This is a genomic window from Nonomuraea sp. CA-218870, assembly GCF_050936535.1.
Lineage (GTDB): Bacteria > Actinomycetota > Actinomycetes > Streptosporangiales > Streptosporangiaceae > Nonomuraea > Nonomuraea corallina.
The window spans coordinates 932,306-958,033 of record NZ_JBNJMN010000001.1 but is presented as its reverse complement, the minus strand read 5'-3'; the positions used below and the strand labels follow the sequence as shown (position 1 = coordinate 958,033).

Genomic DNA, 25,728 nt, shown 5'->3' with positions numbered 1-25,728 from the left:
CGCGTGGTGGGCAGGTCCTGTGATGTTCCGCCGGGAGAGGCGAGTCCGCAGGCGGGCCGGTTTCGCGTACGGTACGCGAGCCCGCATCCCGCTGATTGATGATTGACACGGCCATCAGGCCCCGATAGGAGACGTTCATGCCGCAGACTCCCGAGGAAGAATCACTGGGCTCGCTCGTCGCCCGGGCGACCGATCACATCTCGACCCTGGTCCGTTCGGAGATCGAGCTGGCCAAGGCCGAGTTCAGGTTCGACGCCAAGCGGGTCGGCATGGCCGGGGGCATGTTCGCCGCCGCCGCTTTCATGGCACACCTGTGCCTGATTCTCCTCTCGTTCACGATCGCGTTCGTGATCGCCGAGTGGCTGCCGATGTGGGCCGCCTTCCTCATCGTCACCGTCTTCTACCTGCTCGTGGCCGGCTTGCTGGTCTTCGTCGGGGTCCGCAGGCTGAAGGGCCTGACCAAGATGGAGCGGACGACGCGGTCGCTGAAAGGGCTCAAGGAGATCTCCCATCCGGACGAGCCGTCGCTCCCGCTGGGCGACAGACCGCTCCCAGCCAAGAGGCCGGTGACGAGTGATGGCACCTGACGAGGCCGTCGTCCGGATCGAGGGGCCGTGGACGCACCGCGCCGTGCACGCGGGCGGCACCCGGTTCCACGTCGTGGAGGCCGGCGACGGGCCGCTGGTGCTGCTCCTCCACGGGTTCCCGCAGTTCTGGTGGACCTGGCGCCACCAGCTCGCCTCGCTGCCCGCGGCGGGCTACCGCGCGGTCGCGGTCGACCTGCGCGGCTACGGCGGCAGCGACAAGCCGCCGCGCGGCTACGACCTGCCGACGCTGGCCGCCGACGCGGCCGGGCTGATCAGGGCGCTGGGTGAGACCGGGGCGATCGTGGTCGGCCACGACTGGGGCGGGCTGCTGGCCTGGACTATGGCGGTGCTCGACCCGAAGTGCGTGCACCGGCTGGTCGCCGTGTCGGCCCCGCATCCGCTGCGGCTGCGCAGCGCGCTGCTGACCGACCCGTTCGGCCAGCTCAGGGCGAGCCGCCGGGCGCTCGGCTTCCAGCTCCCGCTGCTGCCGGAGCACCGGCTGACCCGCCGGGGCGGCGCGCTCGTGGGCAGGCTGCTCGACGAGTGGTCCGGGCCCGGCTGGCCGGACGCGGAGACGGCGCGCACCTACCGCGAGGCGTTCTCGATCCCGGCGGTGTCCCACTGCGCGCTGGAGTACCACCGGTGGTTCGGCCGCTCGCAGCTGCGCCCGGACGGCCTTCGCTACGCCAGGACCATGCGGACCGAGGTCGAGGCGCCGACCCTGCAGCTGCACGGGGCGCTCGACCGGCTCACGCTGCCGCGCACCGCCCAGGGCTCGGGCCGCTACGTCGCCGCCCCGTACCGGTGGCGGCTGTTCGAGGGCGCGGGCCACTTCCCGCACGAGGAGATTCCCGACGTGTTCGACACCGAGCTGCTCGGCTGGCTCGCCGACCCGGAGCCGGACCGATGAGAGACCGAGATCCGGAGGGGCGCCCGCGCAACGCCCGGCCGCGTGACGCGTTCGGCCGGCCGCTGCCGTACGGCTCGGAGGGGACCCCGAGGGTGCCCGACGACTACGCGCCCACCACGGGGCAGGCGCTCGCCGACGGCCGCCTGTTCCTGGCCGAGGGCCTGCCGTTCAACGCGCACGAGGTGTTCGAGGGGCGCTGGAAGTGCGCTCCCGAGGAGGAGCGCGAGCTGTGGCAGGGCCTGGCGCAGATCTGCGTGGGTCTGACCCACCTGCAGCGCGGCAACGGGCGCGGCGCGCTGACGTTGTTCGCCCGAGGCGCGGCCCGGGTTCAGGCGTACGGGGACCCGTACGACGCGGTGGGCAGGGTGGCGTCCGGGCTGCACGACGACAGCGACGCCGGCGAGGCGATCAAGCAGATCCTGGCCGGGCTGCCGGAGCCGCACGACCTGGGCTGAGCGCGGCTCAGTCGCATTCCTGGGTGTCGGCCGGGCTGGTGTCGTTCTTTCCCTGCTCGGCGTCCGGACGGACCTCGTCGGCCGTCAGCGCGTAGCCGGTCTCCTCCTGGCTCACCGCGGCCGCGAAGATCACCCCGTACACGCGGCCGTCGACGGTGAGCAGCGGGCCGCCGGAGTTGCCCGGCAGCACCACGCCGCGGATCGCGTAGACGGAGCGGGTGACGTTGGTGTCGCGGTAGATGTCGGGGCTCTCGGCGTTGTTGATGCGGCTGCGGATGCGGGCCGGCTCGGCGGTGAAGCCCTGGCCCTTCGGGAAGCCGGCGATGATCGCGTTGTCGCCCTTCTCGGCCTCGCCGTCGAAGGCGAGCGCCGGCAGGTTGAGCCCCGGCACGCGGAGGACGGCGATGTCGCGGCGCGGGTTGTAGCGGACCACCGTGGCGGCGTGCCGCCTGCCGGTGTGGTCGACGATCTGCAGGTCGCGGGTCACCCCGGCGACGACGTGCGCGTTGGTCATGATGCGGTCGCGGGCGTAGACGAAACCGGTGCCCTCGATGTGCTTGTTGCAGCTCTCGGCGTTGCCCTGCACCTTCACGATGGCCCGGGTGGCCCGCTCCAGCCTGGCGCCCTTGAGGATGCTGCGCGGGGCCGGGTCGACGTCCACGAGCTGGCCCGCGCCGATCGCGTCGAAGACCGGCGGGAACTCGGAGCGGTCGATGAACTTCTTGAACGGCTGCTGCCAGTTGCGCGCCGACTGCGGGATGGCCTGGTCGACGGTGGTGAGCAGCAGCGACCCCTTGACCTGGTCGACCAGCGGGGTGAACGAGGTCGAGACGATCAACGAGCCGATCAGCCAGGCGATCACCAGGACCGACAGCGCGCTGGCGAACGTGCCTCCGACCGCGTCGGCCACCTTGGCGGGCTCCCACGTGACGTGCGAGCGCACCACGGCGCCGATGGTCGAGGAGGCGAACTGCCCGATCGTCGCCGCCAGGAAGACGACCACGATGGCGAGGAGCGCCTGCGGCGTGTCGCCGTCGACGACGGCGCGGGCGATCGGCGGCGCGATGAACACTCCCAGGACGGCCCCGCCCACGAACCCGACGAAGCTCATCACCCCGATGATGAAGCCCTGCCGGTATCCCGAGATCCCAAAAGCGATCACGAGGCCGATCAATATGAGGTCAAGCAGATCACCGCGCACGCTTCAAAGCTAACCAGGGACTGGGTCAAGTGTGCATGTCTTCCGCCAGGACCGCCCCGCGCGTCGCGGCCGGCGTGGCGCTAGCCGCGGGCGGCGAGGTTGAGCACCTCGGGCGGGATCTCCTCGATCCGGCCGCGGTCCCACGGCTGTTCCAGCCCGCCGTCGCGGAGCAGTCCGTCGAGCACCGCCGCGGTGAACCCCCACACGAGCATCCCGCGTACCCGGAAGGCGGGTCCGGCCAGGTCGGCACGCCAGCGGAGCATGACGCGGTTGGCCGGGTCGGTCAGCTCGCCCACGGGCACCCGTTCGACGGAGTCGACCTCGTCGGGCGAGGCGGCGTGCACCGCCGAGGGGTCGTGCCACCAGCCGAGCACGGGGGTGACGCGGTTGTCGCTGTGTGAGAGGTACAGCTCGGGCATGGTGCCGAGCACGGTGACGCCGCGCGGGTCCAGCCCGGTCTCCTCCTCGGCCTCGCGCAGCGCCGCGCCGACCGGGCCGTCGTCGCCGGGGTCGACGCCGCCGCCGGGGAACGCCGGCTGGCCGGGATGCCGGCGCCCGCGGATGCTGCGCTGGATGAGCAGCACGTCGGTGCCGTAGGGGCCGTCACCGAACAGGGCCAGCACCGCCGCCTTGCGTCCGCCTCGCGCGGGAGGGCGCAGCCGGGCGGGCACGGGGGTCGTGGGAGCGTTCGCGGCGAGCTGGTCGAGCCAGTGGGGCACCTCGGTCACGACTTCTCCAACGCCGCGGGGATCACGGAGCTTCCCCTCAGGAGAAGGGTCCGGAACGCACCAGCTTGCGCGCCTCCTCGGCGGCGGTCGGGCCGGTGCCGTACGAGGGGCAGAGCGCCGCCAGCGGGCAGACGCCGCAGGCGGGCCTGCGGGCGTGGCAGATGCGGCGGCCGTGCCAGATCACCCGGTGGGAGAAGACGGTCCACTCCCGCTTGGGGATGAGCTCGCCGACGACCAGTTCGATCTTGACAGGGTCGGTCTCCCCGGTCCACCCGAAGCGGCGCACCACCAGCCGCTGGAAGTGGGTGTCGACGGTCAGCCCCGGCACCCCGAACGCGTTGCCGAGCACGACGTTGGCGGTCTTGCGGCCCACGCCGGGCAGCGTGACCAGGTCGTCCATCCTGCGCGGCACCTCGCCACCGAACCGGTCACGCAGGCCGGTGGCCAGCCCGATGAGCGAGCGGGTCTTCGCCCGGAAGAACCCGGTCGGCTTGATGATGGCCTCCAGGTCCTCGGGGTCGGCGGCGGCCATGTCGTCGGGCGTCGGGTATTTGGCGAACAGCGCGGGCGTGGTCAGGTTGACCCGCACGTCGGTGGTCTGCGCCGACAGCACGGTGGCGACCAGGAGCTCGAACGAGTTGGTGAAGTCGAGCTCGCAGTGGGCGTCGGGGTAGGTCTCCGCGAGGATCCGGTTCATCTTCCTGGCTCGCCGCACCAGCCCCAGCCGCGTCTCCGGCTTGCGTCCGCGGGCGCCCGCCACGTTCGTCGCCATGCCGCAAGGGTACGGCCACGCGCGCGCTCACCGGACACGATCCTTTGCGCCCTCCTCTGCCGCCCTTGGCGTGCCGGAGGGGGAAACACCCGGCTTTCAGGCGACTGAAGGCCATTTATCGGTTCATGTGCCGGACTGTGGGGGTTACCGCGGGGGATGAGTAAGCATGTTGACGGTTTTGTTCATACACTTCGGCAGGAGGATCGCACGGCTCGTCGTGGGGGGACCATCTCGAGCTCGCAGGCGGTTCGTCCAGTTTGAGCGACACACGGGACGAGCTGCTCCCCAGGTGCGCCGCCCGGAGTGGTGTGCGTCACAATGGCAGCAGAGGAGGCAGAGTGAACACCGAAGACGTGCTGGGCAAGGCCCCCCTGTTCGCCGCGCTCGACCGGGAGAGCGCCGCGGCGCTCAGGACGAGCATCACCGAGGTCCAGCTGTCCAAAGGGCAGACCGTCTTCCACGAGAACGAGACCGGTGACCGGCTCTACGTGGTCCTCGAAGGCAAGGTGAAGCTCTCCCGCACCTCCCCCGACGGCCGGGAGAACGTCCTCAGCGTGCTGGGGCCGAGCGAGATGTTCGGCGAGCTGTCGCTGTTCGACCCCAGGCCGCGCACCGCCACCGCGACCGCGCTGACCGAGGTGCGCCTGGCCGGGCTGGGCCACGACGACCTGCGTCCCTGGCTGACCGGCCGCCCCGAGGTGGCGCTCCACCTGCTGCGGGCCCTCGCCCAGCGGCTGCGCCGCACCAACGACGTGCTGGCCGACCTGGTGTTCACCGACGTGCCCGGCCGGGTGGCCAAGCAGCTGCTCGACCTGGCCGAGCGGTTCGGCGCCAAGACCGACGACGGCATCCGCGTCCACCACGACCTCACCCAGGAGGAGCTGGCCCAGCTCGTCGGCGCGTCCCGCGAGACGGTCAACAAGGCCCTGGCCGACTTCGCGCAGCGCGGCTGGCTGCGCATCGAGGCCAAGGCCGTGGTCATCCTCGACCACGACCGGCTCTACAACCGCTCCAGATAGTCCAGCTGGGCCCGCACCGACACCTCGGCCGCGGGCCAGAGCGACCTGTCGACGTCCGCGTACACGATCCGCACGATCTCCCGCGGCGTGCGCGCGCCCCGCCGGCGCGCCTCCCTGATCTGGTCGAGACGCTCGCGCCGGTGCGCGAGGTAGCCGTCGAGCGCGCCGATCGGGTCGGGCAGCACGGGGCCGTGGCCGGGCAGCAGGGCCCGCGCCTCCAGGCTCTCCGCCGCCGCCCTGAGCCGGTCCAGGCTGTGCAGGTAGTCGGCCAGGCCGCCGTCCTGCGCGATGATCGTGGTGCCCCGGCCGAGCACGGTGTCGCCGGTCAGCATGGCCCGGTCGTCGGGGAGCCAGAAGCAGAGCGAGTCCGCCGAGTGGCCGGGCGTGCCGTACACGTGGATCTCCAGCCCGTCCACGACGACCACGTCGCCGTCGGCGAGCCCCTCGTCGCCCAGCCGGTGGCGCGGGTCCAGGGCCCGCACCGGCGCGCCGGTCAGCCCGGCGAACCGCCGGGCGCCGCCGCTGTGGTCGACGTGCCCGTGGGTGAGCAGGATCTGCGTCACCCGGCGCTCCCCCAGGTGGTCGCGGACCCGGAGCAGGTGGGCCTCGTCGTCGGGCCCCGGGTCGACCACGACGACCTCCCGGCCGCCGATCACCCATGTGTTGGTGCCGTCGAGCGTCATGGCCGACGGGTTGGGCGCGAGGAGGTTCTCGGCGTGCGCGGTGCGCGAGCCGTCGGGCGTGTCGAGCGGTATGTGCAGGCCGCTCACGCCGACTCCAGCCGGAACTCGCCGTCGACCTCCACGACCCTCGGCAGCACGGTGACGATCTCCCGCTCCTCGCCCAGCACCGACTCCACGCTGTCGTGACGGGCCAGCTCGCTCAGCGTGCGGTACGTGGGAGGCATCAGGAAGATCTCCCCGGCGTCCGCCATGGACAGGGCCTCGGCCGGGCGGCGCCACTCGACCTGGTCGGCCTCGCCGCCCACGTCGCGGGTGCGCTGGCCCTCGGGCAGCACGGCGACGAAGAAGCGGGTGTCGAAGCGCCGCGTCTCGGCCTCGGGCGTGATCCAGTGGGCCCACGGCTTGAGCAGGTCGGAGCGGAGCACCAGGCCCCTCTTTGCGAGGAAGTCGGCGAAGGCGAGGGTCCTGTCGATCAGTGCCAGCCGGTCGGCCTCCCAGTCGTCGCCCCGGGTGTCGGCGACCACGGAGGCGGGTCCCGGCCCGGCGAGCAGCACCCCCGACTCCTCGAACGTCTCGCGCACGGCCGCGCACACCAGGCCCCTGGCCGTCGCCTCGTCCGCGCGGAAGACCCGCCCCCATTCGGCGGGCGACGGTCCGGCCCAGGCCACGGCCTGGTCGGTGTCGCGCGGGTCGACCGAACCGCCGGGGAAGACGTAAGCGCCGGCGGCGAAGGCCATGGTGGCCTTGCGCCGCAGCAGGTAGACCCGGATGCCGCCGCCCCGGCCCGCGCGGAAGAGCGCCACGGTGGCGGCGTCCCGCGCGGGGGCCGGGGCGACACGCCCGGACAGCACGTCTCTGATGTGCTCGGCGTGTTCCCGAGAGAACCGAAGACCAGCCACGATGACCTCCAACTAGAACATCACTCGGTCATAGTGACATATCCGGCTTTCAGGACACCTCGGCGATGAGCTCCACCTCGACCGGGACGTTCAGCGGCAGCGAGGCCACCCCGACGGCGCTGCGCGCGTGCTTGCCCGCCTCGCCGAACACCTCGCCCAGCAGCTCGCTGGCGCCGTTGGCGACCTGCGGCTGCCCGGTGAAGTCCGGAGCGCTGGCCACGAACACCACGACCTTGACGATCCGCTTGACCTGGGCCAGCTCACCGACCTCGGCCTTCAGCGCCGCCAGCGCGTTGAGCGCGCAGACCCGGGCCGCCGCCTGCCCGTCCTCGACGCCGACCTCGGCGCCGAGCTTGCCGGTGACCTGCACCTCGCCTTTCACCACGGGCACCTGACCCGAGGTGTAGACCAGGTTCCCGGTGCGCACCGTCGGCACGTACGCGGCCAGCGGCGCCACCACCTCGGGCAGCTCCAGCCCGAGATCCGCGATCTTCTGCTCAGGTGTCACTGCTTCTCCCGCTTGAAGTAGGCGACCAGCTGCTCGGGCGTGGCGCCCTGGACGATCTGGACCAGCTCCCAGCCGTCGGCGCCGAAGTTGTCCAGGATCATCTTCGTGTTGTGTATCAGCACTGGAGCCGTGAGGTACTCCCATTTCTTCATGGACATCAGCGTAGTGTGAGCAATCTCCGGGACTCTCGTGGGCTGACGTCAAGTAACCGTTCGGTAGCCTCGAATCGTGGACTCTGGGGACACGGATTGGGACGGCGTGCGACTCCACGTCGTCACCGGCAAGGGCGGCACCGGAAAGACGACGGTGGCCGCCGCGCTGGCGCTCGCGCTCGCCGCGGGCGGCCGCAAGGTGCTGCTCGTCGAGGTGGAGGGCCGCCAGGGCATCGCGCAGATCTTCGACCTGCCGCCGCTGCCGTACGAGGAGCGCCGCATCGCCGTGGCGCCCGGCGGCGGCGACGTGTACGCGCTGGCCGTCGACCCCGAAGAGGCCATGCTCGAATACCTGGAGATGTTCTACGGCATGCGCAGGGCGGGCCGGGCGCTGACCAAGATGGGGGTGCTCGACTTCGCCACCACCATCGCCCCGGGCTTCCGCGACGTGCTGGTCACCGGCAAGACCACCGAGGCCGTGCGCAGGCGCGCCAAGAACGGCAAGCGCGTCTACGACGCCGTGGTCCTCGACGCGCCGCCGACCGGCCGCATCACGCGCTTCCTGAACGTCACCGAGGAGGTCGCCGGCCTGGCCAAGGTCGGCCCCATCAAGAACCACTCCGACCTCGTACGAGGCGTCGTCAAGAGCCCGGAGACGGCGGTGCACTTCGTGACGCTGCTGGAGGAGATGCCCGTTCAGGAGACGCTCGACGGCCTCGCCGAGCTCCGCGCGGCGGGCCTGCCACCGGGCGGCGTGTTCGTCAACATGGTGCGCGCGCCGCTGCTCCCCCAACCCGTGCTCGACCAGGCGGTCAAGGGCCGCTTCGACTCCGCGGAGCTGGTCGCCGGCCTGGAGGCCGCCGGCCTCGCCTCAGGAGGCGACGCCAAGGCCCTGGCCGAGGCGCTCACCGAGGAGCTCGTCGAGCACGCCCGCCGCGCCGAGCTAGAAGGCGACGAGCGCCGGACCCTCGACGCCGCCTCACGGCCGAGCTACGAGCTGCCGCTCCTGGCCGACGGGGTCGACCTCGCGGGCCTGTACGAGCTGGCCGAGAGCATCCGCACCCAGGGAGCAGCGTGAGAAAGCCCGCCACCCTCGACATCGACGCCATCCTCGACGACCGCGGCACCCGCATCATCGTCTGCTGCGGCTCCGGCGGCGTCGGCAAGACCACCACCGCCGCCGCGCTCGGCCTGCGCGCCGCCGAACGCGGCAGGTGCGCCGTGGTGCTCACGGTGGACCCCGCCCGGCGCCTGGCCCAGTCGATGGGGCTGACCGAGCTCGACAACACTCCACGCCGCGTCGTCGAGTGCGAGAGCGGCGGCCGGCTCTACGCGATGATGCTCGACATGAAGCGCACGTTCGACGAGATCATCGAGGCGCACGCCGACCCGGAACGGGCCCGCCAGATCCTGTCGAACCCCTTCTACCAGTCGCTGTCGTCGAGCTTCGCCGGCACGCAGGAGTACATGGCCATGGAGAAGCTCGGCCAGCTCCGCCGCTCCGACGAGTGGGACCTGATCATCGTCGACACCCCGCCGTCACGCTCCGCCCTCGACTTCCTCGACGCGCCCGAACGGCTCGGCCGCTTCCTCGACGGCCGGTTCATCCGGCTGCTCACCGCCCCGGCCAAGGCCGGAGGACGCAGCGCCTTCCGGCTCTTCAACGCCGGGTTCGGGCTCGTCGCGGGCGCGCTGAACAAACTGCTCGGCGCCCAGGTGATCAAGGATCTGCAGACGTTCGTGTCGGCGCTCGACGCGGTCTTCGGCGGCTTCAGGCAGCGCGCCGACCTGACGTACAAGCTGCTCCAGGCGCCTGGCACGGCCTTCCTCGTGGTCGCCACGCCGGAGCGCGACGCCATGCGGGAGGCGTCCTACTTCGTGGAGCGGCTGGCCGAGGAGCGGATGCCCCTCGCCGGCCTCGTGGTCAACCGGGTCCACGAGTCGCCGGCCGCGTCGCTCTCGGGAGTCCGGAGCGCCGCGGCCGCCGAGGACCTGGAGTCCCGGGGCGAGCATGAGCTGACCGCCGCCGTGCTGCGGCTGCACACCGGCAGGATGCAACTCACCGCTCGCGGACACCGGGAACAGGACCACTTCGTCGGCGCGCACCCGACAGTGCCGGTCACCCAGGTCGCCGCGATGTCCGACGACGTGCACGACCTGGCCGGCCTGCGCCGGGTGGGCGAGCTCATGGCCAAGAGCTAGCCGCGAGCCCGCCACCGCCCTTCACCGTGAGGGCGAGTGCTCCGCACAAGAGCGCGGCCGGCCTCACGGCCGACCGCAACTCGCCCGGACCGATCAGCCGGCGATCAGCTCGTTGGTCCGCTCGTACTCTTCTTTCGCCGACTCGAGCAGCTCTCGCCAGGAGTCGACATCGGGTCGCCGCCGCAGCAGCGCTCGCCGTTCGCGCTCGGTCATACCGCCCCACACCCCGAACTCGATGCGGTTGTCCAGCGCATCGGCGAGGCATTCGGTACGGACCGGGCATCCTCGACAGATCAGCTTCGCCCTGTTCTGTGCAGCCCCTTGGACGAACAGCGCGTCCGGGTCCGCACCACGACAGGCGGCACGGGAGGTCCAATCCGTGATCCACATTTTCGACCCCACTCCCCTTAGGTGGTCAGTCGTCATTTGGGGCCGACGGGCGCGGGCGCCGAGCCTCCGTATTCAATTGCCGCAGAGAGAACGTACGCAAGGAGACCTTCGGGCCGACAGACCCCAGAGGACCAAATTCTCGCTGGACTGTTGACCGGGAATGACTAGTCACCCCGGCCAGTCAAGGCGAAATGGTGTCGTGTTACCGTTAGCGACACGCATTCGACGTAGGCTTGGGACCGTGCAAGCTCAGGGCAAAGATCGTTCATCGCCGATACTCAACGTCATCAAGTTGACGGTGGCCGGCGTGGCCGCGGGCGTGCTCGCAGCCGCCGTGGCCCTGCCCGCCGTGGGCGGAGCGGGCGTCTCGGCCAAGTCGGCCGTCGGGGCCCTGGACCTCAAGCCCGAAGAGCTCACGGAGCCGCCGCTCTCCGAACGCACGAGACTCGTCGACGCCGACGGCAAGCAGATCGCGCAGTTCTACTTCGAGAACCGCCAGTCGGTCAGCCTCGACAAGGTCGCCCCGATCATGCAGAAGGCCCTGATCGCGATCGAGGACTTCCGTTTCTACAAGCACGGACCCATCGACCTCGAGGGCACCGCCCGCGCTCTGATCAAGAACCTTACCACCGGCGGGGTCACCCAGGGCGGCTCTTCCATCACCCAGCAGTACGTCAAGCAGGTGCTGGTCAACGCCGCCGAGACCGACGAGGAGCGCGCCGCGGCGACCGCCACGACGGTCTCCCGAAAGCTCAACGAGCTGCGCCACGCCATGGCGATCGAGCAGAAGTACTCCAAGAACCAGATCCTCGAGCGCTACCTCAACATCGCCTACTTCGGCGCGGGCGCCCACGGCATCCAGGCCGCCGCCCGGCGCTTCTTCGACAAGCCCGCCAGCGAGCTCACCCTGGCCGAGTCCGCCACCCTCGCCGGCGCGGTCCAGAACCCCGCCAGGACCGACCCCAACGTCGGCCCCAAGTCCAGAGCCCTGCTGCTGGAGCGGCGCAACGTCGTGCTCGACCGCATGGCCGAGGTCGGCGCGATCACCCGCGCGGAGGCCGACGAGGCCAAGAAGAAGAAGCTCGGCTGGAAAGACGTCGAGATGCCCGGCGGCTGCGAGGAGAGCAAGTACCCCTACTTCTGCCTCTACGTGCAGAACGAGATCCTGCTCAACGAGGACTTCGGCAAGACCGCCGAGGAGCGGCTCAAGCTCCTCCAGCGCGGCGGCCTGACCATCAAGACCACGATCGACCCGAAGATGCAGAAGGCCGCCGAGAAGGCCATCAAGAAGTACGTGAGCCCCAAGGACAAGCCGGTGGCCGCGCAGGCGATGATCGTGCCGGGCACCGGCGAGATCAAGGCCATGGCCGCCTCCCGCACGTTCGGCAACTCCAAGAAGAAGAACGAGATGTCCTACAACCTGGTCGCCGACGCCGCGCACGGCGGCGGCCGGGGCTTCCAGCAGGGCTCCACCGCCAAGGTCTACACGCTGACCACGGCGCTGGCCGAGGGCATGAAGTTCGGCGACGGCTTCCCCTCGCCCGACGGCTACCGCGCCTCCGGCTACAGCACGTTCAAGGACTGCAAGGGCAACGGCGTCGGCGACCCGTCCCACACCGTCAACAACTCCAGCGAGGGCGGCGGCGGCTTCAAGACGCTGGAGAGCGGCACCTGGGGCTCGGTCAACACGTTCTTCATGAAGCTGCAGCAGGACGTCGGCCTCTGCGACACGGTCAAGACGGCCAAGAAGATGGGCCTCAAGCGGGCCGACGGCGGGAAGCTCGGCGAGTTCGAGACCTTCACCCTCGGCATCAACGAGGTCGACCCGGTGACGGTCGCCAACACCTACGCCACCCTCGGCGCCCGCGGCAAGCACTGCAAGCCGCTCGCCATCACCGAGGTCAAGGACCGCAACGGCGAGGTCACCCGGTTCAAGCCCAAGTGCGAGCAGGTCCTGGACGAGGAGGTCGCCGACGCCGTCAGCGCCATCCTGTCCGGCGTGTTCACCAAGGGCACGATGAGCGGGGTCGGCGGCATCGGCCGCGACGCCGCCGGCAAGACCGGCACCACCGACAACTACACCGCCGCCTGGTTCGCCGGCTACACGCCCAACCTGTCCTCGGCGGTCAGCATCGGCGACCCGCGCGGCGCCTTCAGCCACAACCTGATCGGCGTGACCATCGGCGGCCGCTACTACTCGTACGTGTACGGCGCGTCGATCTCCGGCCCGATCTGGAAGGAATCGATGATCGCTGCGCTCAAGGGCGTGGAGGCGGCCAAGTTCCACCCGGCCGACCGGTCCCGCTTCGGCGGCTGCAGCGACAAGTGCGCGCCCAAGCCGAAGGAGAAGGACCCCCGCGACTTCGACGACCTGCGCGACCTGTTCGACCCCGACCGGGGAGACCGCACCGACCGGGGCGACCGCGGCGGCCGGGGGCGCGGCGGCGACGTCGCCGACCGCGACTGGGGCAACTGGAACGAGACGGGCCTGGTGCCGGCCGAATGACGGCCGGCCCCGGCTGAGGGCGACCGCTCAGGAAGCCAGCCTGGCGCGCACGGCGGCGGCCACCCGGCCGCCCTCCGCCCGCCCCGCGACCTTCGGGTTGACGACCTTCATCACCTGGCCCATCGCCTGCGGGCCCGAGGCGCCCGTCTCGGCGATGGCCTCCTCCACCAGCCGGCCCAGCTCCTCGTCGGACAGCTGGGCGGGGAGGTACTCCTCCAGCACCGCCTGCTCGTCGAGCTCCGCCTGAGCCTGCTCGGCGCGCCCGGCGTTGCCGAACGCCTCCGCCGCCTCCCGGCGCTTCTTCGCCTCCCGGGTCAGCACCTTGATGATCTCCGCGTCGGAGAGCTCCCTGGCCTCCTTGCCGGCGACCTCCTCGACGTTCACCGCCGCCAGAGCCATCCGGATGGTCCGCAGCCGGACCTCGTCCCGATTCTTCATCGAGGCCGTGAGATCGGCCTTCAACTTGTCTTTCAATCCGCTCATGCGGTCCATCTTGCCGCGTGCACGGACGCCTCGTGCCGGATGTCAGGCATCATGAGATGGTGAGGAAAGCAGTCGCAGTGCCGCTGTCAGTGCTCGGGCTCGGCGTCGCCGGGGTGGCGTACGCGTCCGTCGTGGAGCGCAACTCCTTCCGGTTGCGCCGTTTCGACGTGCCGGTCCTGGCGCGAGGTCAGCGTCCCGTACGCATCTTGCACCTGTCCGACCTGCACCTGACCCCGCGCCGCACCATGCTGATCAACTGGGTGCGCTCGCTGGGCGCGCTGGAGCCCGACCTGGTGGTCAACACCGGCGACTCCATCGCCCACCCCGACGCCGTCACGTCGCTGCTGCACGCGCTGGAGCCGCTGCTACGCCGCCCCGGCCTGTTCGTGTACGGGTCCAACGACCTCTACGCGCCCCAGCCGAAGAACCCCCTGCGCTACCTCTGGCGCACCTCACGCAACGAGCGCCGCCAGCACACCCCGTCACTCCCCTGGGAGGAGCTGGGCGCCGGCATGGCCGCGGAGGGCTGGCTCGACATGAACAACACCACCGCCCGCATCAAGGTCGGCGACCTCGACGTGGCCGTGGCCGGCATCCACGACTCCCACATCTCCCGCGACCGCTACGACCTCGTGGCCGGCCCCGCCCCCGCCGACGCCGACCTCCGCCTCGGCGTCATGCACTCCCCAGAGCCGCGCAACATGACCCGCTTCGCCGACGACGGCTACCAACTCCTCCTCGCCGGCCACACCCACGGCGGCCAGCTCTGCATCCCGTTCTACGGCGCCCTGGTCACCAACTGCGGCATCGACAGGAAGCGCGTCAAAGGCCTCAGCCGCCACGACAGCGCCTGGCTGCACGTCTCCGCCGGCCTCGGCACCTCCCCGTACGCCCCGGCCCGCTTCGCCTGCTTCCCGGAGGCGTCCCTGCTCACCCTCGTGCCCCGGCGCTGAGACCACCCGAGTGGTCACAAGCACCCCCGAAGTCGGCTAGACTTTCCACGCACGTGCAGGACGACGTGCACCGGGGTGTAGCGCAGCTTGGCAGCGCGCTTCGTTCGGGACGAAGAGGTCGTGGGTTCAAATCCCGCCACCCCGACAGTATTGCCGCAGGCAGAAAGGCCGCTTCCGAAGATCGGAGGCGGCCTCTCTTGTTTCTTGTGGATACGCCAGATCGCTGCGTACCACAAAGATCAATGCCGGCGCTCCGCCGTTTCGCCGCGGCGGCACTCCCGAGGAGTTCGTCGCACGGTGTGAGACGAGGTGGTCCGTGAGGCGGTCTATCGGCTCTTCCCGGCAGAGGGGCGTGCTCTGTCGCAGCCTGAGCTGGTCGGCTTGCCGTCTCTCTGACGCTGGGAGGTGTGCCGATGATTGCGGATGAGGCCTTCCCAGACGGGCCGGGCCTGGGCATAGCGGCTCCGCGGCGTCGTCTCGTACCCGTCGCCGTTGCGGCGCACGAAGTACAGGCCGCCCTCACAGCACCACTCGTACTCCCCGCAGCACGAGGTCTCCCGCATCCGCAGCAGCATGCCGTACTGCACGTACGGCTCCCACTCCTGCACGCCTCAGTCACCCGCGACGATCACGACGGCCTGATCCGTGCGCCGCAAGCACAGCACGGTCGGGCCGTAGATGTAGGAGGGACGTCGCGCCAGCCGGTCCAGGCGCACCAGGCGGACCGTGCCCGTCGCTCCCGGAGCCAGCTCGCCGAGCGACCGGGCCAGCAACGCGACGGCTCGCTCGGGCCGGCCCGTGATGCCACAGGAGCCACGGCCGGACTCGTCGCTGGCCGTCCATGCGTAGAAGCCGTCGCTGTCGCTGAACATGCATACATCCCAGCTACAGGCGGTAACAGCTCAACAGAGGACACCGAGCGGTGACCTGGGATGTCCGCCCCGTGTCCGCTCCTTCCCCTTGGAGGTGTGCCGGATGAACGAGCCCACCCCGCTGTGGGCAGCCCGCCTGCTCGCGGCCCGCAAAACGCGCGGCTGGTCACAGCGCGGCCTGGCCCGCGAACTGGCCCGCGTCGCTGACAAGCCTCTGCCGGAGGTGGACAGTCTCATCCGGCGCATCCGGGGCCATGAGACCGGCGAGCACCGGCCGGACGCCTTCTACACCCGGCTCTACTGCGCGGTCTTCGAAGTGGCCGAGGACCAGCTCTTCGGCACGACCACCACGCCGGTTCCCGCGCTGGCCCTGCCCTCGCTGGCTCCGGACGCGGACCTGTACGAGCGCATCACCCGCGCCATCGAGCAGCCGGGCCGCGTCGACGTGGCCACCGTGCAATGGCTGGAACACTGCCTGGCCGAGCATCGCCGCGTCGAGGACACCATCGGCAGCCGCCCCTTGCTGCCCCTCGTCCACGCCCAACTGTCCACCGTCGCCGACCTGGCCCGAGGCGCCCGCGGCCAACTCGCCGACCGGGCCGTCGCCGTGCTGGCTCAGTACGCCCAATTCATCGCCTGGATGTGCCACGACTCCCGCCAGCACGCCGCCGCCCTGGCCTGGTACGACCGCGTTCACGCCTGGGCCATCGAGGCCGGCGATGCCTGCCTCGCCTCGACCACCCTGAACATGCGCGCCCACCAAGCCTGGAGCCTCGGCGACCCACACCTCTGTGTCCGCCTGGCGCAAGCCTCCCGCTGGCACGACGGCCGCACCACGTACGGCGTGCAGGGCATGGCCTCCCAGATGGCCGGCCGAGGCCACGCCCAGATGGGCGAAGCCAACCAGGCCCGCACCCAGCTCGCCGAAGCCGAACACCTCATCCGAGCCGCCGCCGAACACCCCGAGGAGGAGCCGCCCTGGATGTACTTCTACGACGAGGGCTGGTTTCTCATGCAACGCGGCATGGCCGAACTGGAACTCGGCGACGGCCGCCGTGCCACCGACTATCTGGAACGCGGCCTTTCCACTCTGCCCGGCCACTACCACCGCGACAGGGCCTGGTACGGAGCCTGTCTCGCACGTGCCCAGGCTATGCAGGGCGACGCTGAAGCCGCAGTTGCCACCGCCCTGAGCGTCGCTCCGGACGCCATAGCGCTCAACGCCTACGCCGTGACCGAACTCCGCCGCACCGCCCACCACCTCGGGTCAATCGGCGCTTCCGGCGCACGGGCCATTAAGGAATCGCTCGTACCCTCGCACCAGTGAGGTGTCTCTACTGTCCTCGCTGTCCCTCACCAACCCCTGATATGCAGAAACGGCTGCGGAAACCGGGGAAAGCCCGGGGACAGTGTTGCCATGATGTCCCCTGGATATGGCTGAAATACTTGCCACTCGACGGGGCCGCGTCCCTCAGTGTTTCAGCCCTCGTGAAATGACGGCTGCGGGGAGCGTTTCTCACCCGCCCTTGCGCAGGTCAGCGTCCCGGAGTCCGGTGTCCCGGTGCCCAAGTTGCGGTGACGCGCTGCACTGACGATCACACGCATCAATCGGCGATCGTCAGCCGGAGAAATACGGGTGAAGCACGCCAATGCCGGGGTCAACTTATCCAGTAGACATCGTGGATTGGAGTGCAATGCCCGTCAACAACAGCCTGACCCGCGCCGAAGCACTGACCGTCGCCCTCACGAGTCTGGGTACCTTCACTGGCTATGTACAGCAGGCCGAGGCCAAGGTGACGACAATGGTGACCATTCACCTGGGCGTGGCGGCGCTCGCCGCCACGCAGGTGGGCGGGATGGTGCCGCTCTGGACCGCTGGCCCGGTGAGTGCGATCGGGGCCGCTGTACTTCTATCCTCCTTCTGCGCCGGCTTCTTCATCGCGGGCTACCATCTGGCCCTAGCGCTCCGTCCGGATTTGAGGGAGCCGTACGGCACGAACCGTTTCGGACTAGTGCGGCCGGGCAAGATCGACCGGCCGCCTGCGTCCGTAGGCAAGCAACTAGAAGAGATACAGCTCCTTATCGAGGTGCTCACGACGGTGGCGCTTCAAAAGCACCACCGTGTCCGGCGTGCCCTGCCCTGGATGGGTCTGGCATGTGTGTCTGTCATCCTCTGGATGGCCGTAGCTGCCCTAGCCAAGTAATCAGGGGAGGAATTCTGCGTCTGCGAAGATGGAGTCAGACTCCAAAGGTGGAACGTCGACGCCGAGTTGCTTGAGCGCGTGCCGCAGCGCCCCTTCGCTCGCAATCACCAGCTCGAAAATACCCGCCTGCTGATGCGCGTCGGCCATCTCGTTAACGAGCTTGACTAGACGCTCGGCGCGCTCCTGACGCTCGTCGAGCAATTGGGCCACAACGTCGCCGGCCTCTTCTGGGTGCTGAGCGAGCCGTACAGCATAGCGAGTGATCCAGTGACCTGTCGCCGAGGAGAGGAAGCCCCCACTGATCTCCGCGAGCTCCTGAACCTTTCGGAGTCGGAGAGCGTCCTCTTCCGCATCCGAAACGATCTTATGTTGCCGGATCTGGGCCTCGCGTTGGAGACTGCGGACGTCCTCGCTCACATTGACGTACACCTGCACCGACCAGCGGTTCCTAAGCGTGGAGTGCGTCGCGAACGCGGACAAGATGCTTTTGCTCGTCTCAACTTCCGCCTCTCTTGGGCTGAACGCTGAGTAGCGGCGACACACCTCCCGTACGACTTGCCTGGCCACCTCGTGGGCCTGCGCCCGCTCTTCCTTAACGTCGCCCCATATGCCACCTTGGCGCCTTCTTCCGCCTGCCACTGGTGTGCAGCGGATCATCACGTGAAAGGTAAAGCCATCCCCCAGAGCGGGCGTCTCGAACTCCAGTTCGGTCACGTCCATATCGTCCTCCGAATTCGCGATATTGAACTGCCGAATCAGCCAGAACATGGATGGCCACCTCGTTTCAGCATGTCATGGAGGACCAGTCGCCGCTCAGCCGTGACGATTCCTTTCGCTCGCCAGGCACGCAGATGGAAGAGAAGCGGCATTCGAAGGTGGCGATAATGGGTTCCGACCATGGTGAAGATCTCTTCCATTACCCGCTGACAGCGAGTTTCTCCCGCCCATCGCGCGAGAAGATCCCACACCGGCGGCGTTCGTCGGTCGGGCCCCGATGGCGCGGGCCGAGAACAGTCGAGTGCATGGCAGAGCAGAGCAGCTACCTCACCATGCATCGTGTTCTCGGCCAAAGCTAGGCGCCCCGGAAACACTTCCGGTGGGAGGCAGGCAAGACGTCCGGGAGCAAGGGCCGATGTCCGGCGCAGGCCGTATGAGTCAGAGGTGGTCCATCCCCGCAACTCTCGCAGGATCTGCTCAGCAGTCGTCTCGACGTACACCTCGGCGATGGCCCCCGCAACCAGAGCGTGCAGGTGGTTGCTCAAGGAGTGCTGGACCACGCGCTTGAAGGACGGCAGGGCCTTGTCGATCGCCTGCACACCGATCTGCGAGCCGTACGCTATCGCTGCGGTCATTCGCCGTCGGTAGTTGCCTCTGGACCAATTTTCCAACAGCCAGTGCGTGCGCTGGGCCAGGTCCGGGTTGAGGGACCATGCCGCCTCGAGCGTCGCCTTCGCCAGGTAGCTGCCGCCATAACCAGCCTCGGACCAGGGTTCCAGGAACTCGGATTTCACCCCGTCGAAGTCGCAGACCGCCAGCTGAGCCACCGCCTGCGCCGCGCGGGTCGCCACCCGCGCGTCCTTATGATTGGTGAACTCGCGTAACCATTCATGCAAGATGCCGCGCAGTGCCGGCACCTCTTCCCACGCGACCTGCAGCACCTGTTCTCTCACGTCTCGCCGCAGCCGAATGCGATGCCCGTCCCCTGGAACCAAACGCGGCTCCGTCCGCATGCCCTCATAGACAAGCAGGGACTGAAGAGGTTCCCAGACGGGTGGTCCAGGTCGGGTCCTCTCGTTCTCCTGGCCGCGGATAAGCTCCTCCAGCCGGAGAGCGGCTCGCGACGCGATCGGCTCAGTGAGATCGTGGAAGACACCGCTGCTGATCAGGAAGCATCTGCTGAAAGATGACTCCTTCAAATCTCTTGCGGCGAACGCCTGCTGGAGTCGCTCCCTCACCGGTTTTTCAAGGCTTTCGAGGAGTTCGTCCAGCTGAAGTCCACGTCGCAATCCGTAGACGACCTCTTGAGCCCTCTCCTCGGCCCAGCCCGGAGAGCATCCGTCCAGCATCTCCGTCAGCTGAGGCTCGTGCGCGTCGAAACCCTCCCTCTTCCAAGCGTGTGACCCTCCCAGCCGGTACTCGATCCACGCTCGGAACACGTCTGTGGGCAGCGGAGGATCGTGAACGACCAGGGACTCTCCTCCAGTCCCCGTCCTGGCGAGAAGCACCACGATCCGGCAGTCCGCCTCGTAAGCGATAGACCGCAGATGGGCGAGCATTTCATGCGAAGCCCCCGCCCAATCGTCATCGCTCGGTTCCAGGACGAGTCCCCGCGCGCCAGCCAAATCCTTGCTCGTCAGCTCGCTTAGCGCCACGTCCCCGTTGATTAGGGCCAGCGAGGGGTCCTCCTGATCACCGATCCAGTCGAGCAGGGCGGCATAAGCGGTGGTACGCCGCCCGCTTTCCGGAGATCCTTTGAGCGACATCACTAGGTTGTGGGGCAAGCGATCGGCGAGTTGTGCTCTCGACACGGTCGTCACCGTGCAGTCACGAATGGCGCACACCCGCTCTGGAGTCAACGGCGTAACGAGCCGCGTCGGCCTAGCGTTGACATTGAACTGCTGATAGTTGTACTGAGCGCCTGCGACGGCAACGTTGGCGCCTTGGCCCGATACGCCATAAAATGCTCCCCCTGAGGCCAACCCGCTCAGACGGAACCGGCGATGTTCCTCTTGGTCCTCGGGCGACAGCGAGTCGAAATCGTCCTCGGGAGATGCAGGAGCATCTTCACTGGAAGTATCAGCTTGTGGCGACGGCTCGGATGGGCGCTCCCTCTCTTCGGGAGCCTGTTCCTCATTCATCGCCCGAACGTCTGGTGATTGGTCTGGTCGCCGTACATCGCCACGTTGGCCCCTGCGCCACTGATGTTGAGAACTGGCAGCGTGCGCTCGATGTCTGGCCCGGGTGGGATCGTCGACGAAATATCTACAGCGTGAACGTTGTGGCCTGGCACATGGATATAGCCCACGTACCGGTTTTTCTTCTCTTCAACATCTACTCGGCGGAACCGATCACGTCGTGGGCTGCCCGGTCGCTGCCCTATGTAGTCCGTGAATATGCGCTCGGAGACGATCACCCCTAGGTATGCCTCGGGGCAGGCGGCGAGTGCGGCTCGGAGTGGCTGTGCACCGACCATCCGGTTCGGCTGCACCGCGTGATCACCTGGATATCCGTTGGCTCCGTCGAGTTGAATCGGCCCCTCGTGGATAGCCAATCTGACGCGGATGCGGAACGTCGCCGTCTGCTTGTGTCGCAGGTATTTCGATAGAGCCTTGACGAACGGACTCAGCACAGACACCGGGTCGGTCCTAGGCGGTAGGACTACGAACTGGCCGTCGCCTTGCTTCTGGCGATCCCAGCCGAGGATTCCCAGCTTCGCTGCACGGCCGGCGTGATCGAGTGCACCTACAAGGGCGGCCTGCAGTTTCGCCTGGTCGTGGCCATTTCTACTGCTGTAGTCCTCGACATCGGCAACAAGCATGATCCGGTGCTCTTCCATCCTGCTCCTCCTCGCGTCTGTGGACATCCACCATGAAGCCTGTTGGCGCATCTCAACCCGAATTAATACGGGTCGATTTCTGCAAACCGAGTCAGACGCCGCACGTCCGTGATGGCAATCCGCTGTTGAGAGTGGTGGACCAAGCCCCTGCTGCGCAGCCCGCGCATAGCCTTTTGGACCGTTCCTTCTTTTGCGCCGATCAGTCCCCCAAGCTCTGCCTGGGTCAGGGCGACCCCGACATCCAACCCTTGCCGCGTATAGGCGCCGTGCCTCTGCGCGAGTGCCAAGAGAAGTCTGGCCAGGCAGACGTCGGCACCGTAGCCGACGAAATCCAGCCGTCTCTGGTTGGCCCAGCGGAGCCGATCCCCGATCAACTGACTCATCGCCACGCCGACCACGGCGTGGCGAGCCATGAAATCGACGAATACCGCGCCCTTGACCACACAGATTATGGATCTTCCACAGGTGGTTACAGTCGCCGAGCGAGGCATCTGGTCGAGGGTCGCCATCTCCCCGACGATGTCACCACTCACCCGCACGGCTAGCAGTGCTTCCGATCCGTTCTCTGCTCGCGCGGTTACCTTGGCGACCGATCTGAGCAAGATGAAGACTGAGCGATCGTCATCCCCCTGACGAATCAGGGTGTGGTCAGCCTGAAAGCCGACAATTACCCCAAGAGCAAGCAATCTATCGCGAACAGGGACTGAGCCGTTGTCGGTAACGATCCGTTGCTCTGCGTGATCTTCTTGGGCCCGGCCAGCCGCGCTGGTGATCAACAAGCGTAAAGCCCCTGGTAGAAGTGGTCTTGACTAGAGATCAACTTCAGAACCAGAGGCTTCACGTGCCCACTAGTGTCACATACACCGCGACCCTCGACGTACGTCGCGAGACCGTGCTGTTCCTGGCCGCCCTGCTGCACACCGAACGCCGCCGTCGCGGCACCCGCAAAGGACGCCGGGCGCTGGGCTGCTTCGCCCAGGCCGTCTTGATCCTTCGATGGTTCCTCGACAACACCCGCATCAAGCAACTGGCCACCGACCACCACATCAGCCGCAAGACCGCCTACCGCTACCTGCACGAAGGCATCGACGTCCTGGCAATGCACGCCCCCGGCCTGCGCCAGGTGCTCGACAACGCAGCCGGCACAGGCCTGACGCACGTCAACCTCGACGGCATCGTCATTGCCACCGACCGCGTCGCCACCCCAGGCCCGAACGGCGCGGACCTGTGGTGGTCCGGCAAACACAAGCACCACGGCGGCAACGTCCAGGTGATCTCCGCCCCGGACGGCTGGCCGTTGTGGGTCTCCGACGTACGCCCCGGCCGCGAACATGACATGACCTGCGCTCGCACCCACGGCATCATCGCCACTCTGGCCGCCGCGCGGGACATGCTGCCGACCCTGGCCGACCTGGGATATGAAGGCGCCGCCGACGTCATCCGGGTGCCGGTGAAGAAGAAGCGCGGCCAGGCCCGGCTCAGCGACGACCAGCACACCTACAACAAGGTGCTGCGGGGCCTGCGCGGCGTCGGCGAACGTGCGAACGCCCTGCTCACCGTCACCTTCAAGGCCCTGCGCCGAGTCAGCCTGGACCCCTGGCGCATCGGGCAGATCGTCCGAGCCGCACTCGTGCTGCTGCACCGCGAGCACGATTGGACCATATCGGCATCACACAACGCGATCTTCGGTTACTGAGAACGACTCACTGGCAGGCGCCAAAGAAAGGTCCTTGCAGCAAAAGAATTCGAAGGCTGCGTTTCTGCCACATGCACCTCCTTGTACGGGCCCACATGGGAATATGACACTTGGAGGAAGATCTATCAACGGGAAGGTCGGGGACTTCCCTCGCGCTATGGCCCTCTCGCCCGGATCGTCACCATCCAGGCATGCCATAGATGACGGCAGAGCGATGCCCCGCGGGCACACCGGCCACTTGGTCCGCTCAGCTCGGAACCGGCTTAGTGGACAAGCCGCCAGAGTCCCCCAACGGAGAGGGCGTCGTCGGTCGGGTGTTCACATGCAAGTCAGGCCAACGCCTGATCGATGCCTGGACGGCTTTCCTTCGGATGAGCGTGCTGGCCTATGGAAGGCCGGGCTCAGCAGCGCGAAGCGCCGGCGCTTGGCGCCGACGAAGAGCAATCCGATGGTGCACGGCCGCAGCGGCCGCAGAGGTTTGCCGAGTGACGGTCTGAGTGACAATCGCCATGGCCGATCACGAACGTCGGCGTACGCCCGCGCACCCTCACCGCAGGTCATAGGGCCAGCGAGGGCAACTCGAATACGCGATCGAGTTGCTTCGGGACGAAGAGGTCGTGGGTTCGAATCCCGCCACCCCGACAGCAGTGACTACGGTGCTCACGCGCCCTAGCCGAGCTTGGGGACATCACGCGGGGTGGGTCACCGATCAGACCCGCATTCCGCTCGCAAGTCGCGGATCTCTTGCGCTGGCGCGCCCTGGCCCGAGTGGGCCGTTGGGTCGGGCATGGCGAACTCGTGGGCCGGGGAGCCGAAAGGCCACCTCCCGGCGGGAAGTGGCCTTCGGGGGAAGAGCGGCGGTCAGGCTCGGGCGGTCACCAGGGTCACCGCGGTCTCCGAGTGGACGCCGGTCTCATCCGTGCAGTGCGCCAGATTCGCGCGTACGGCTTCCGCGAGGTCGGTGCGACGAGAACCGATGTACGGTCTGACCGCGGAGAAGTCGAACAGGCAGCAGATCGCGTCAGGCCCCCCGGGAAGGGTGGCCGGCAGCGTCCATTCGCGGAGTTCGATGTCGACGAAACCGGCCTCCTTCGCCAGCACGGCGACCTCGGTCCCGGGCAGGGACCACGGTTCCTCGAAGAGGTCCGCCTTGTCGGGGCCGAGGACGGTGGCGACGGCGTCGTGCAGCGCGCGGAAGAGGGGGTTGCGGTGCAGCGGCTGCCACGTGGCGATGGCGATCCGCGCCCCGGGGCGGGCGGCCCGCCGCATCTCGGCCAGCGCCGCACCGCGATCGGGAACGAACTGCAGGACCTGCTGCATGGTGATCAGGTCGAACGCTTGGTCGGAGACGTGCAGCGGGCTGGCACCGCATTCCACGTACTGGATGGGGGCGCCGTCGAGGGCAGGCAGTTCAGCGGCGAGGGCGAGCATGGCGGGGTTGAGGTCGGTGCCGACCACGGCGCCGGTGGGGCCGATTGCCTTGGCCAGCACCCGGGCGACGGTGCCGGGGCCGGTGCCGACGTCGAGCGCCTTGGTGCCGGGGGCCGGCGCCAGCGCCTCGACCATGTACTCCGCCCACGGCTGGAAGATCGACGGGAGCAGGATGTCCTGGTACGGCCGTACCAGGCTGACATCGAAGGAGGTGTCCGCGGTCACGGCGGCCCGGGACCTCGTAGCCGTTTCGAGGGTCTCGGCGAGGATGTCGACCTCGTCGGGGGAGTTGTACAGGTAGAACGAGGCCCGGATCGCGGCGGGGACGCCGAATCGGCTGCACGCGAGCTGCGCGCAGTGGTTGCCGGACCGGACGGCGATGCCCGCCTCGTCCAGACTCGCGCGCATGCGCTGGAGCGGGATGCTGTCCACCACGAACGACAGGAGCGGCAGCCGGTTCGCGGTGTCGGTCGGGCCGATGAAGCGGATGCCGGAAACGTCGCCGAGCCGGTCCAGGGCGTACTCGATCAGGGCCTGGTCATGGGCGGCTATCGCGTCCATGCCGATGTTGCTCAGGAAGTCGCAGGCGGCGCCAAGGCCGACAGCCTGCGCGACCGGGGGTGTGCCGGCCTCGAACTTGAGCGGGGGCGCGGCGTAGTGCATGGCGTCCACCGCGACGTGCTCGATCATCTCGCCGCCGCCGAGGAAGGGCGGGAGCTCTTCCAGCAGTTCGTACCTGCCCCATAGGGCGCCGATTCCGGTGGGGCCGCACATCTTGTGGCCGGAGAACGTGACGAAGTCGGCTCCCAGCGCGGTGACGTCGATGCCGAGGTGCGGGACCGACTGTGCCGCGTCGACAACCATCAGGGCGCCGACCTCGTGCGCGCGGGCGGCGATCGTCGCGATCGGGTTCACCGTGCCCAGGATGTTCGACGCGTGCACGACCGTCACGACCTTGGTCCGCTCGTTGAGCTTCTCGCTCAGGTCGGAGAGGTCCAGACGGCCGTCGTCGGTGATGCCCAGATATCTGACCTTCGCGCCCACCCGCTCGGCCAGCAGCCGCCAGGGGATGAGGTTGGAGTGGTGCTCCATCTCGGTCAGGACGATCTCGTCGCCGGGACCGACGCGGAGCCGTCCGTCCGCCCAGATGAACGAGTTGGCCAGCAGGTTGACGGCCTCGGTCGCGTTCTTGGTGAACACGATCTCCTCGGCTCGCGGTGCGCGCACGAACGCGGCGATCTTGCTTCGCGCTTCTTCGTACAGGTCGGTCGCCTGTACGGCCAGCCGGTACACGCCACGGTGCACATTCGCATTGGTGCGGATGTAGTAGTGGTTCAACGCGCTCAGGACAACGGCGGGTTTCTGCGTGGTGGCGGCGCTGTCGAGATACACAGGTGGACGGGAACCGTCAAGGGCGGTTTCGAAGAACGGGAATTCCTTCCGAATCGACTCGACGTCGATCGCCATCGTGGTCTCCTCCTGCCGAATGGTGTAGCGGCAGTGTCGGCGGAGCCCGGCCAG

27 protein-coding genes and 1 tRNA gene are annotated in these 25,728 nt (G+C 68.4%); 12 read left to right on the top strand and 16 right to left on the bottom strand.

Annotated features, from left to right (window positions below):
- The first annotated feature begins 137 nt into the window (after positions 1-137).
- Genes ACQEUU_RS04795 through ACQEUU_RS04785 form a run of 3 tightly spaced genes read left to right on the top strand, consistent with a single transcriptional unit; the run spans position 138 to position 1,952 of the window.
- Positions 138-587 carry a phage holin family protein gene (locus ACQEUU_RS04795; protein ID WP_433060815.1) on the top strand — a complete coding sequence of 150 codons (450 nt, stop codon included), beginning with the start codon at positions 138-140 and terminating at the stop codon, positions 585-587.
- Positions 577-1,497 carry an alpha/beta fold hydrolase gene (locus ACQEUU_RS04790; protein ID WP_433060812.1) on the top strand — a complete coding sequence of 307 codons (921 nt, stop codon included), beginning with the start codon at positions 577-579 and terminating at the stop codon, positions 1,495-1,497. The genes ACQEUU_RS04795 and ACQEUU_RS04790 overlap by 11 nt, the downstream gene beginning before the upstream one ends.
- On the top strand, positions 1,494-1,952 hold the full coding sequence (locus tag ACQEUU_RS04785) for a DUF309 domain-containing protein (RefSeq protein WP_433060810.1): 459 nt from the start codon (positions 1,494-1,496) through the stop codon (positions 1,950-1,952). The genes ACQEUU_RS04790 and ACQEUU_RS04785 overlap by 4 nt, the downstream gene beginning before the upstream one ends.
- A gap of 7 nt (positions 1,953-1,959) precedes the next feature.
- On the opposite strand, the gene ACQEUU_RS04780 is transcribed toward ACQEUU_RS04785, so the two are convergent.
- The 3 genes from ACQEUU_RS04780 to nth all read right to left on the bottom strand — a co-directional run bounded on the left by ACQEUU_RS04780 (position 1,960) and on the right by nth (position 4,653).
- Positions 1,960-3,153 (bottom strand): MarP family serine protease, encoded by a 1,194-nt coding sequence (locus ACQEUU_RS04780; RefSeq protein ID WP_433060807.1) that lies wholly within the window; start codon positions 3,151-3,153, stop codon positions 1,960-1,962.
- Between the two features lie 80 nt (positions 3,154-3,233).
- Positions 3,234-3,881: an NUDIX hydrolase gene (locus tag ACQEUU_RS04775; protein WP_433060804.1), complete on the bottom strand. Its 648-nt coding sequence runs from the start codon at positions 3,879-3,881 to the stop codon at positions 3,234-3,236.
- Between the two features lie 37 nt (positions 3,882-3,918).
- On the bottom strand, positions 3,919-4,653 hold the full coding sequence (nth, locus tag ACQEUU_RS04770; RefSeq protein WP_433060802.1) for an endonuclease III: 735 nt from the start codon (positions 4,651-4,653) through the stop codon (positions 3,919-3,921).
- 338 nt (positions 4,654-4,991) lie between these two features.
- Between nth and ACQEUU_RS04765 the strand changes: the two genes are divergently transcribed.
- Positions 4,992-5,672, top strand: a complete 681-nt coding sequence (locus ACQEUU_RS04765; RefSeq protein WP_433060799.1) for a Crp/Fnr family transcriptional regulator — start codon at positions 4,992-4,994, stop codon at positions 5,670-5,672.
- Here ACQEUU_RS04765 and ACQEUU_RS04760 read toward each other — a convergent pair.
- From ACQEUU_RS04760 to ACQEUU_RS04745, 4 genes are read right to left on the bottom strand one after another with little or no spacing between them, the layout of a single operon-like run.
- Positions 5,654-6,442, bottom strand: a complete 789-nt coding sequence (locus ACQEUU_RS04760) for an MBL fold metallo-hydrolase (RefSeq protein WP_433060797.1) — start codon at positions 6,440-6,442, stop codon at positions 5,654-5,656. The genes ACQEUU_RS04765 and ACQEUU_RS04760 overlap by 19 nt on opposite strands.
- Positions 6,439-7,254 (bottom strand): NUDIX hydrolase, encoded by an 816-nt coding sequence (locus ACQEUU_RS04755; protein WP_433060794.1) that lies wholly within the window; start codon positions 7,252-7,254, stop codon positions 6,439-6,441. Before ACQEUU_RS04755 ends, ACQEUU_RS04760 begins: the two co-directional genes overlap by 4 nt.
- Before the next feature lie 49 nt (positions 7,255-7,303).
- Positions 7,304-7,762, bottom strand: a complete 459-nt coding sequence (locus ACQEUU_RS04750; RefSeq protein WP_433060791.1) for a RidA family protein — start codon at positions 7,760-7,762, stop codon at positions 7,304-7,306.
- Complete coding sequence (locus tag ACQEUU_RS04745; protein WP_148438127.1) at positions 7,759-7,914, bottom strand: DUF4177 domain-containing protein; 156 nt, start codon at positions 7,912-7,914, stop codon at positions 7,759-7,761. Before ACQEUU_RS04745 ends, ACQEUU_RS04750 begins: the two co-directional genes overlap by 4 nt.
- Positions 7,915-7,990: 76 nt before the next feature.
- Between ACQEUU_RS04745 and ACQEUU_RS04740 the strand changes: the two genes are divergently transcribed.
- Positions 7,991-8,992: an ArsA-related P-loop ATPase gene (locus ACQEUU_RS04740; RefSeq protein ID WP_433060788.1), complete on the top strand. Its 1,002-nt coding sequence runs from the start codon at positions 7,991-7,993 to the stop codon at positions 8,990-8,992.
- On the top strand, positions 8,989-10,116 hold the full coding sequence (locus ACQEUU_RS04735; RefSeq protein ID WP_433060786.1) for an ArsA family ATPase: 1,128 nt from the start codon (positions 8,989-8,991) through the stop codon (positions 10,114-10,116). The genes ACQEUU_RS04740 and ACQEUU_RS04735 overlap by 4 nt, the downstream gene beginning before the upstream one ends.
- A 93-nt stretch (positions 10,117-10,209) precedes the next feature.
- On the opposite strand, the gene ACQEUU_RS04730 is transcribed toward ACQEUU_RS04735, so the two are convergent.
- Positions 10,210-10,506 carry a WhiB family transcriptional regulator gene (locus tag ACQEUU_RS04730; protein WP_148036282.1) on the bottom strand — a complete coding sequence of 99 codons (297 nt, stop codon included), beginning with the start codon at positions 10,504-10,506 and terminating at the stop codon, positions 10,210-10,212.
- A 298-nt stretch (positions 10,507-10,804) separates the two neighbouring features.
- Between ACQEUU_RS04730 and ACQEUU_RS04725 the strand changes: the two genes are divergently transcribed.
- Positions 10,805-13,012: a transglycosylase domain-containing protein gene (locus ACQEUU_RS04725; RefSeq protein WP_433071734.1), complete on the top strand. Its 2,208-nt coding sequence runs from the start codon at positions 10,805-10,807 to the stop codon at positions 13,010-13,012.
- A 27-nt stretch (positions 13,013-13,039) separates the two neighbouring features.
- Here ACQEUU_RS04725 and ACQEUU_RS04720 read toward each other — a convergent pair whose 3' ends face one another.
- Positions 13,040-13,495, bottom strand: coding sequence for a GatB/YqeY domain-containing protein (locus ACQEUU_RS04720; RefSeq protein WP_270154436.1), 456 nt, complete (start codon positions 13,493-13,495; stop codon positions 13,040-13,042).
- A gap of 56 nt (positions 13,496-13,551) precedes the next feature.
- On the opposite strand from ACQEUU_RS04720, the gene ACQEUU_RS04715 reads away from it, so the two are divergent.
- Together ACQEUU_RS04715 and ACQEUU_RS04710 are read left to right on the top strand one after the other, a co-directional pair.
- Entirely contained in the window at positions 13,552-14,448 is an 897-nt protein-coding gene (locus ACQEUU_RS04715; RefSeq protein WP_433060782.1) for a metallophosphoesterase, read from the top strand.
- A gap of 71 nt (positions 14,449-14,519) precedes the next feature.
- A tRNA-Pro gene (locus ACQEUU_RS04710) sits at positions 14,520-14,593 on the top strand.
- A 181-nt stretch (positions 14,594-14,774) separates the two neighbouring features.
- On the opposite strand, the gene ACQEUU_RS04705 is transcribed toward ACQEUU_RS04710, so the two are convergent.
- On the bottom strand, positions 14,775-15,056 hold the full coding sequence (locus tag ACQEUU_RS04705; RefSeq protein WP_433060779.1) for a hypothetical protein: 282 nt from the start codon (positions 15,054-15,056) through the stop codon (positions 14,775-14,777).
- A 3-nt stretch (positions 15,057-15,059) separates the two neighbouring features.
- Positions 15,060-15,320 carry a hypothetical protein gene (locus tag ACQEUU_RS04700; RefSeq protein ID WP_433060777.1) on the bottom strand — a complete coding sequence of 87 codons (261 nt, stop codon included), beginning with the start codon at positions 15,318-15,320 and terminating at the stop codon, positions 15,060-15,062.
- Positions 15,321-15,423: 103 nt separating this feature from the next.
- Between ACQEUU_RS04700 and ACQEUU_RS04695 the strand changes: the two genes are divergently transcribed.
- Both ACQEUU_RS04695 and ACQEUU_RS04690 read left to right on the top strand, forming a co-directional pair.
- Entirely contained in the window at positions 15,424-16,647 is a 1,224-nt protein-coding gene (locus ACQEUU_RS04695) for a helix-turn-helix domain-containing protein (RefSeq protein ID WP_433060774.1), read from the top strand.
- A 352-nt stretch (positions 16,648-16,999) separates the two neighbouring features.
- The gene (locus tag ACQEUU_RS04690) at positions 17,000-17,524 is read left to right on the top strand and encodes a hypothetical protein (protein WP_433060771.1); all 525 of its coding nucleotides are present in this window, start codon (positions 17,000-17,002) and stop codon (positions 17,522-17,524) included.
- On the opposite strand, the gene ACQEUU_RS04685 is transcribed toward ACQEUU_RS04690, so the two are convergent.
- The 4 genes from ACQEUU_RS04685 to ACQEUU_RS04670 form a co-directional block, all read right to left on the bottom strand.
- Entirely contained in the window at positions 17,525-18,292 is a 768-nt protein-coding gene (locus ACQEUU_RS04685) for a hypothetical protein (RefSeq protein WP_433060769.1), read from the bottom strand.
- Positions 18,280-20,382 carry a hypothetical protein gene (locus ACQEUU_RS04680; protein WP_433060766.1) on the bottom strand — a complete coding sequence of 701 codons (2,103 nt, stop codon included), beginning with the start codon at positions 20,380-20,382 and terminating at the stop codon, positions 18,280-18,282. The genes ACQEUU_RS04685 and ACQEUU_RS04680 overlap by 13 nt, the downstream gene beginning before the upstream one ends.
- Entirely contained in the window at positions 20,379-21,080 is a 702-nt protein-coding gene (locus tag ACQEUU_RS04675) for a hypothetical protein (protein WP_433060763.1), read from the bottom strand. Before ACQEUU_RS04675 ends, ACQEUU_RS04680 begins: the two co-directional genes overlap by 4 nt.
- 62 nt (positions 21,081-21,142) lie before the next feature.
- Entirely contained in the window at positions 21,143-21,859 is a 717-nt protein-coding gene (locus ACQEUU_RS04670) for a Crp/Fnr family transcriptional regulator (RefSeq protein WP_433060760.1), read from the bottom strand.
- A 62-nt stretch (positions 21,860-21,921) separates the two neighbouring features.
- On the opposite strand from ACQEUU_RS04670, the gene ACQEUU_RS04665 reads away from it, so the two are divergent.
- Positions 21,922-22,776, top strand: coding sequence for an HARBI1 family protein (locus tag ACQEUU_RS04665; protein WP_433060758.1), 855 nt, complete (start codon positions 21,922-21,924; stop codon positions 22,774-22,776).
- Positions 22,777-23,637: 861 nt separating this feature from the next.
- On the opposite strand, the gene ACQEUU_RS04660 is transcribed toward ACQEUU_RS04665, so the two are convergent.
- Complete coding sequence (locus ACQEUU_RS04660) at positions 23,638-25,674, bottom strand: SufS family cysteine desulfurase (protein WP_433060755.1); 2,037 nt, start codon at positions 25,672-25,674, stop codon at positions 23,638-23,640.
- Positions 25,675-25,728 lie beyond the last annotated feature (54 nt).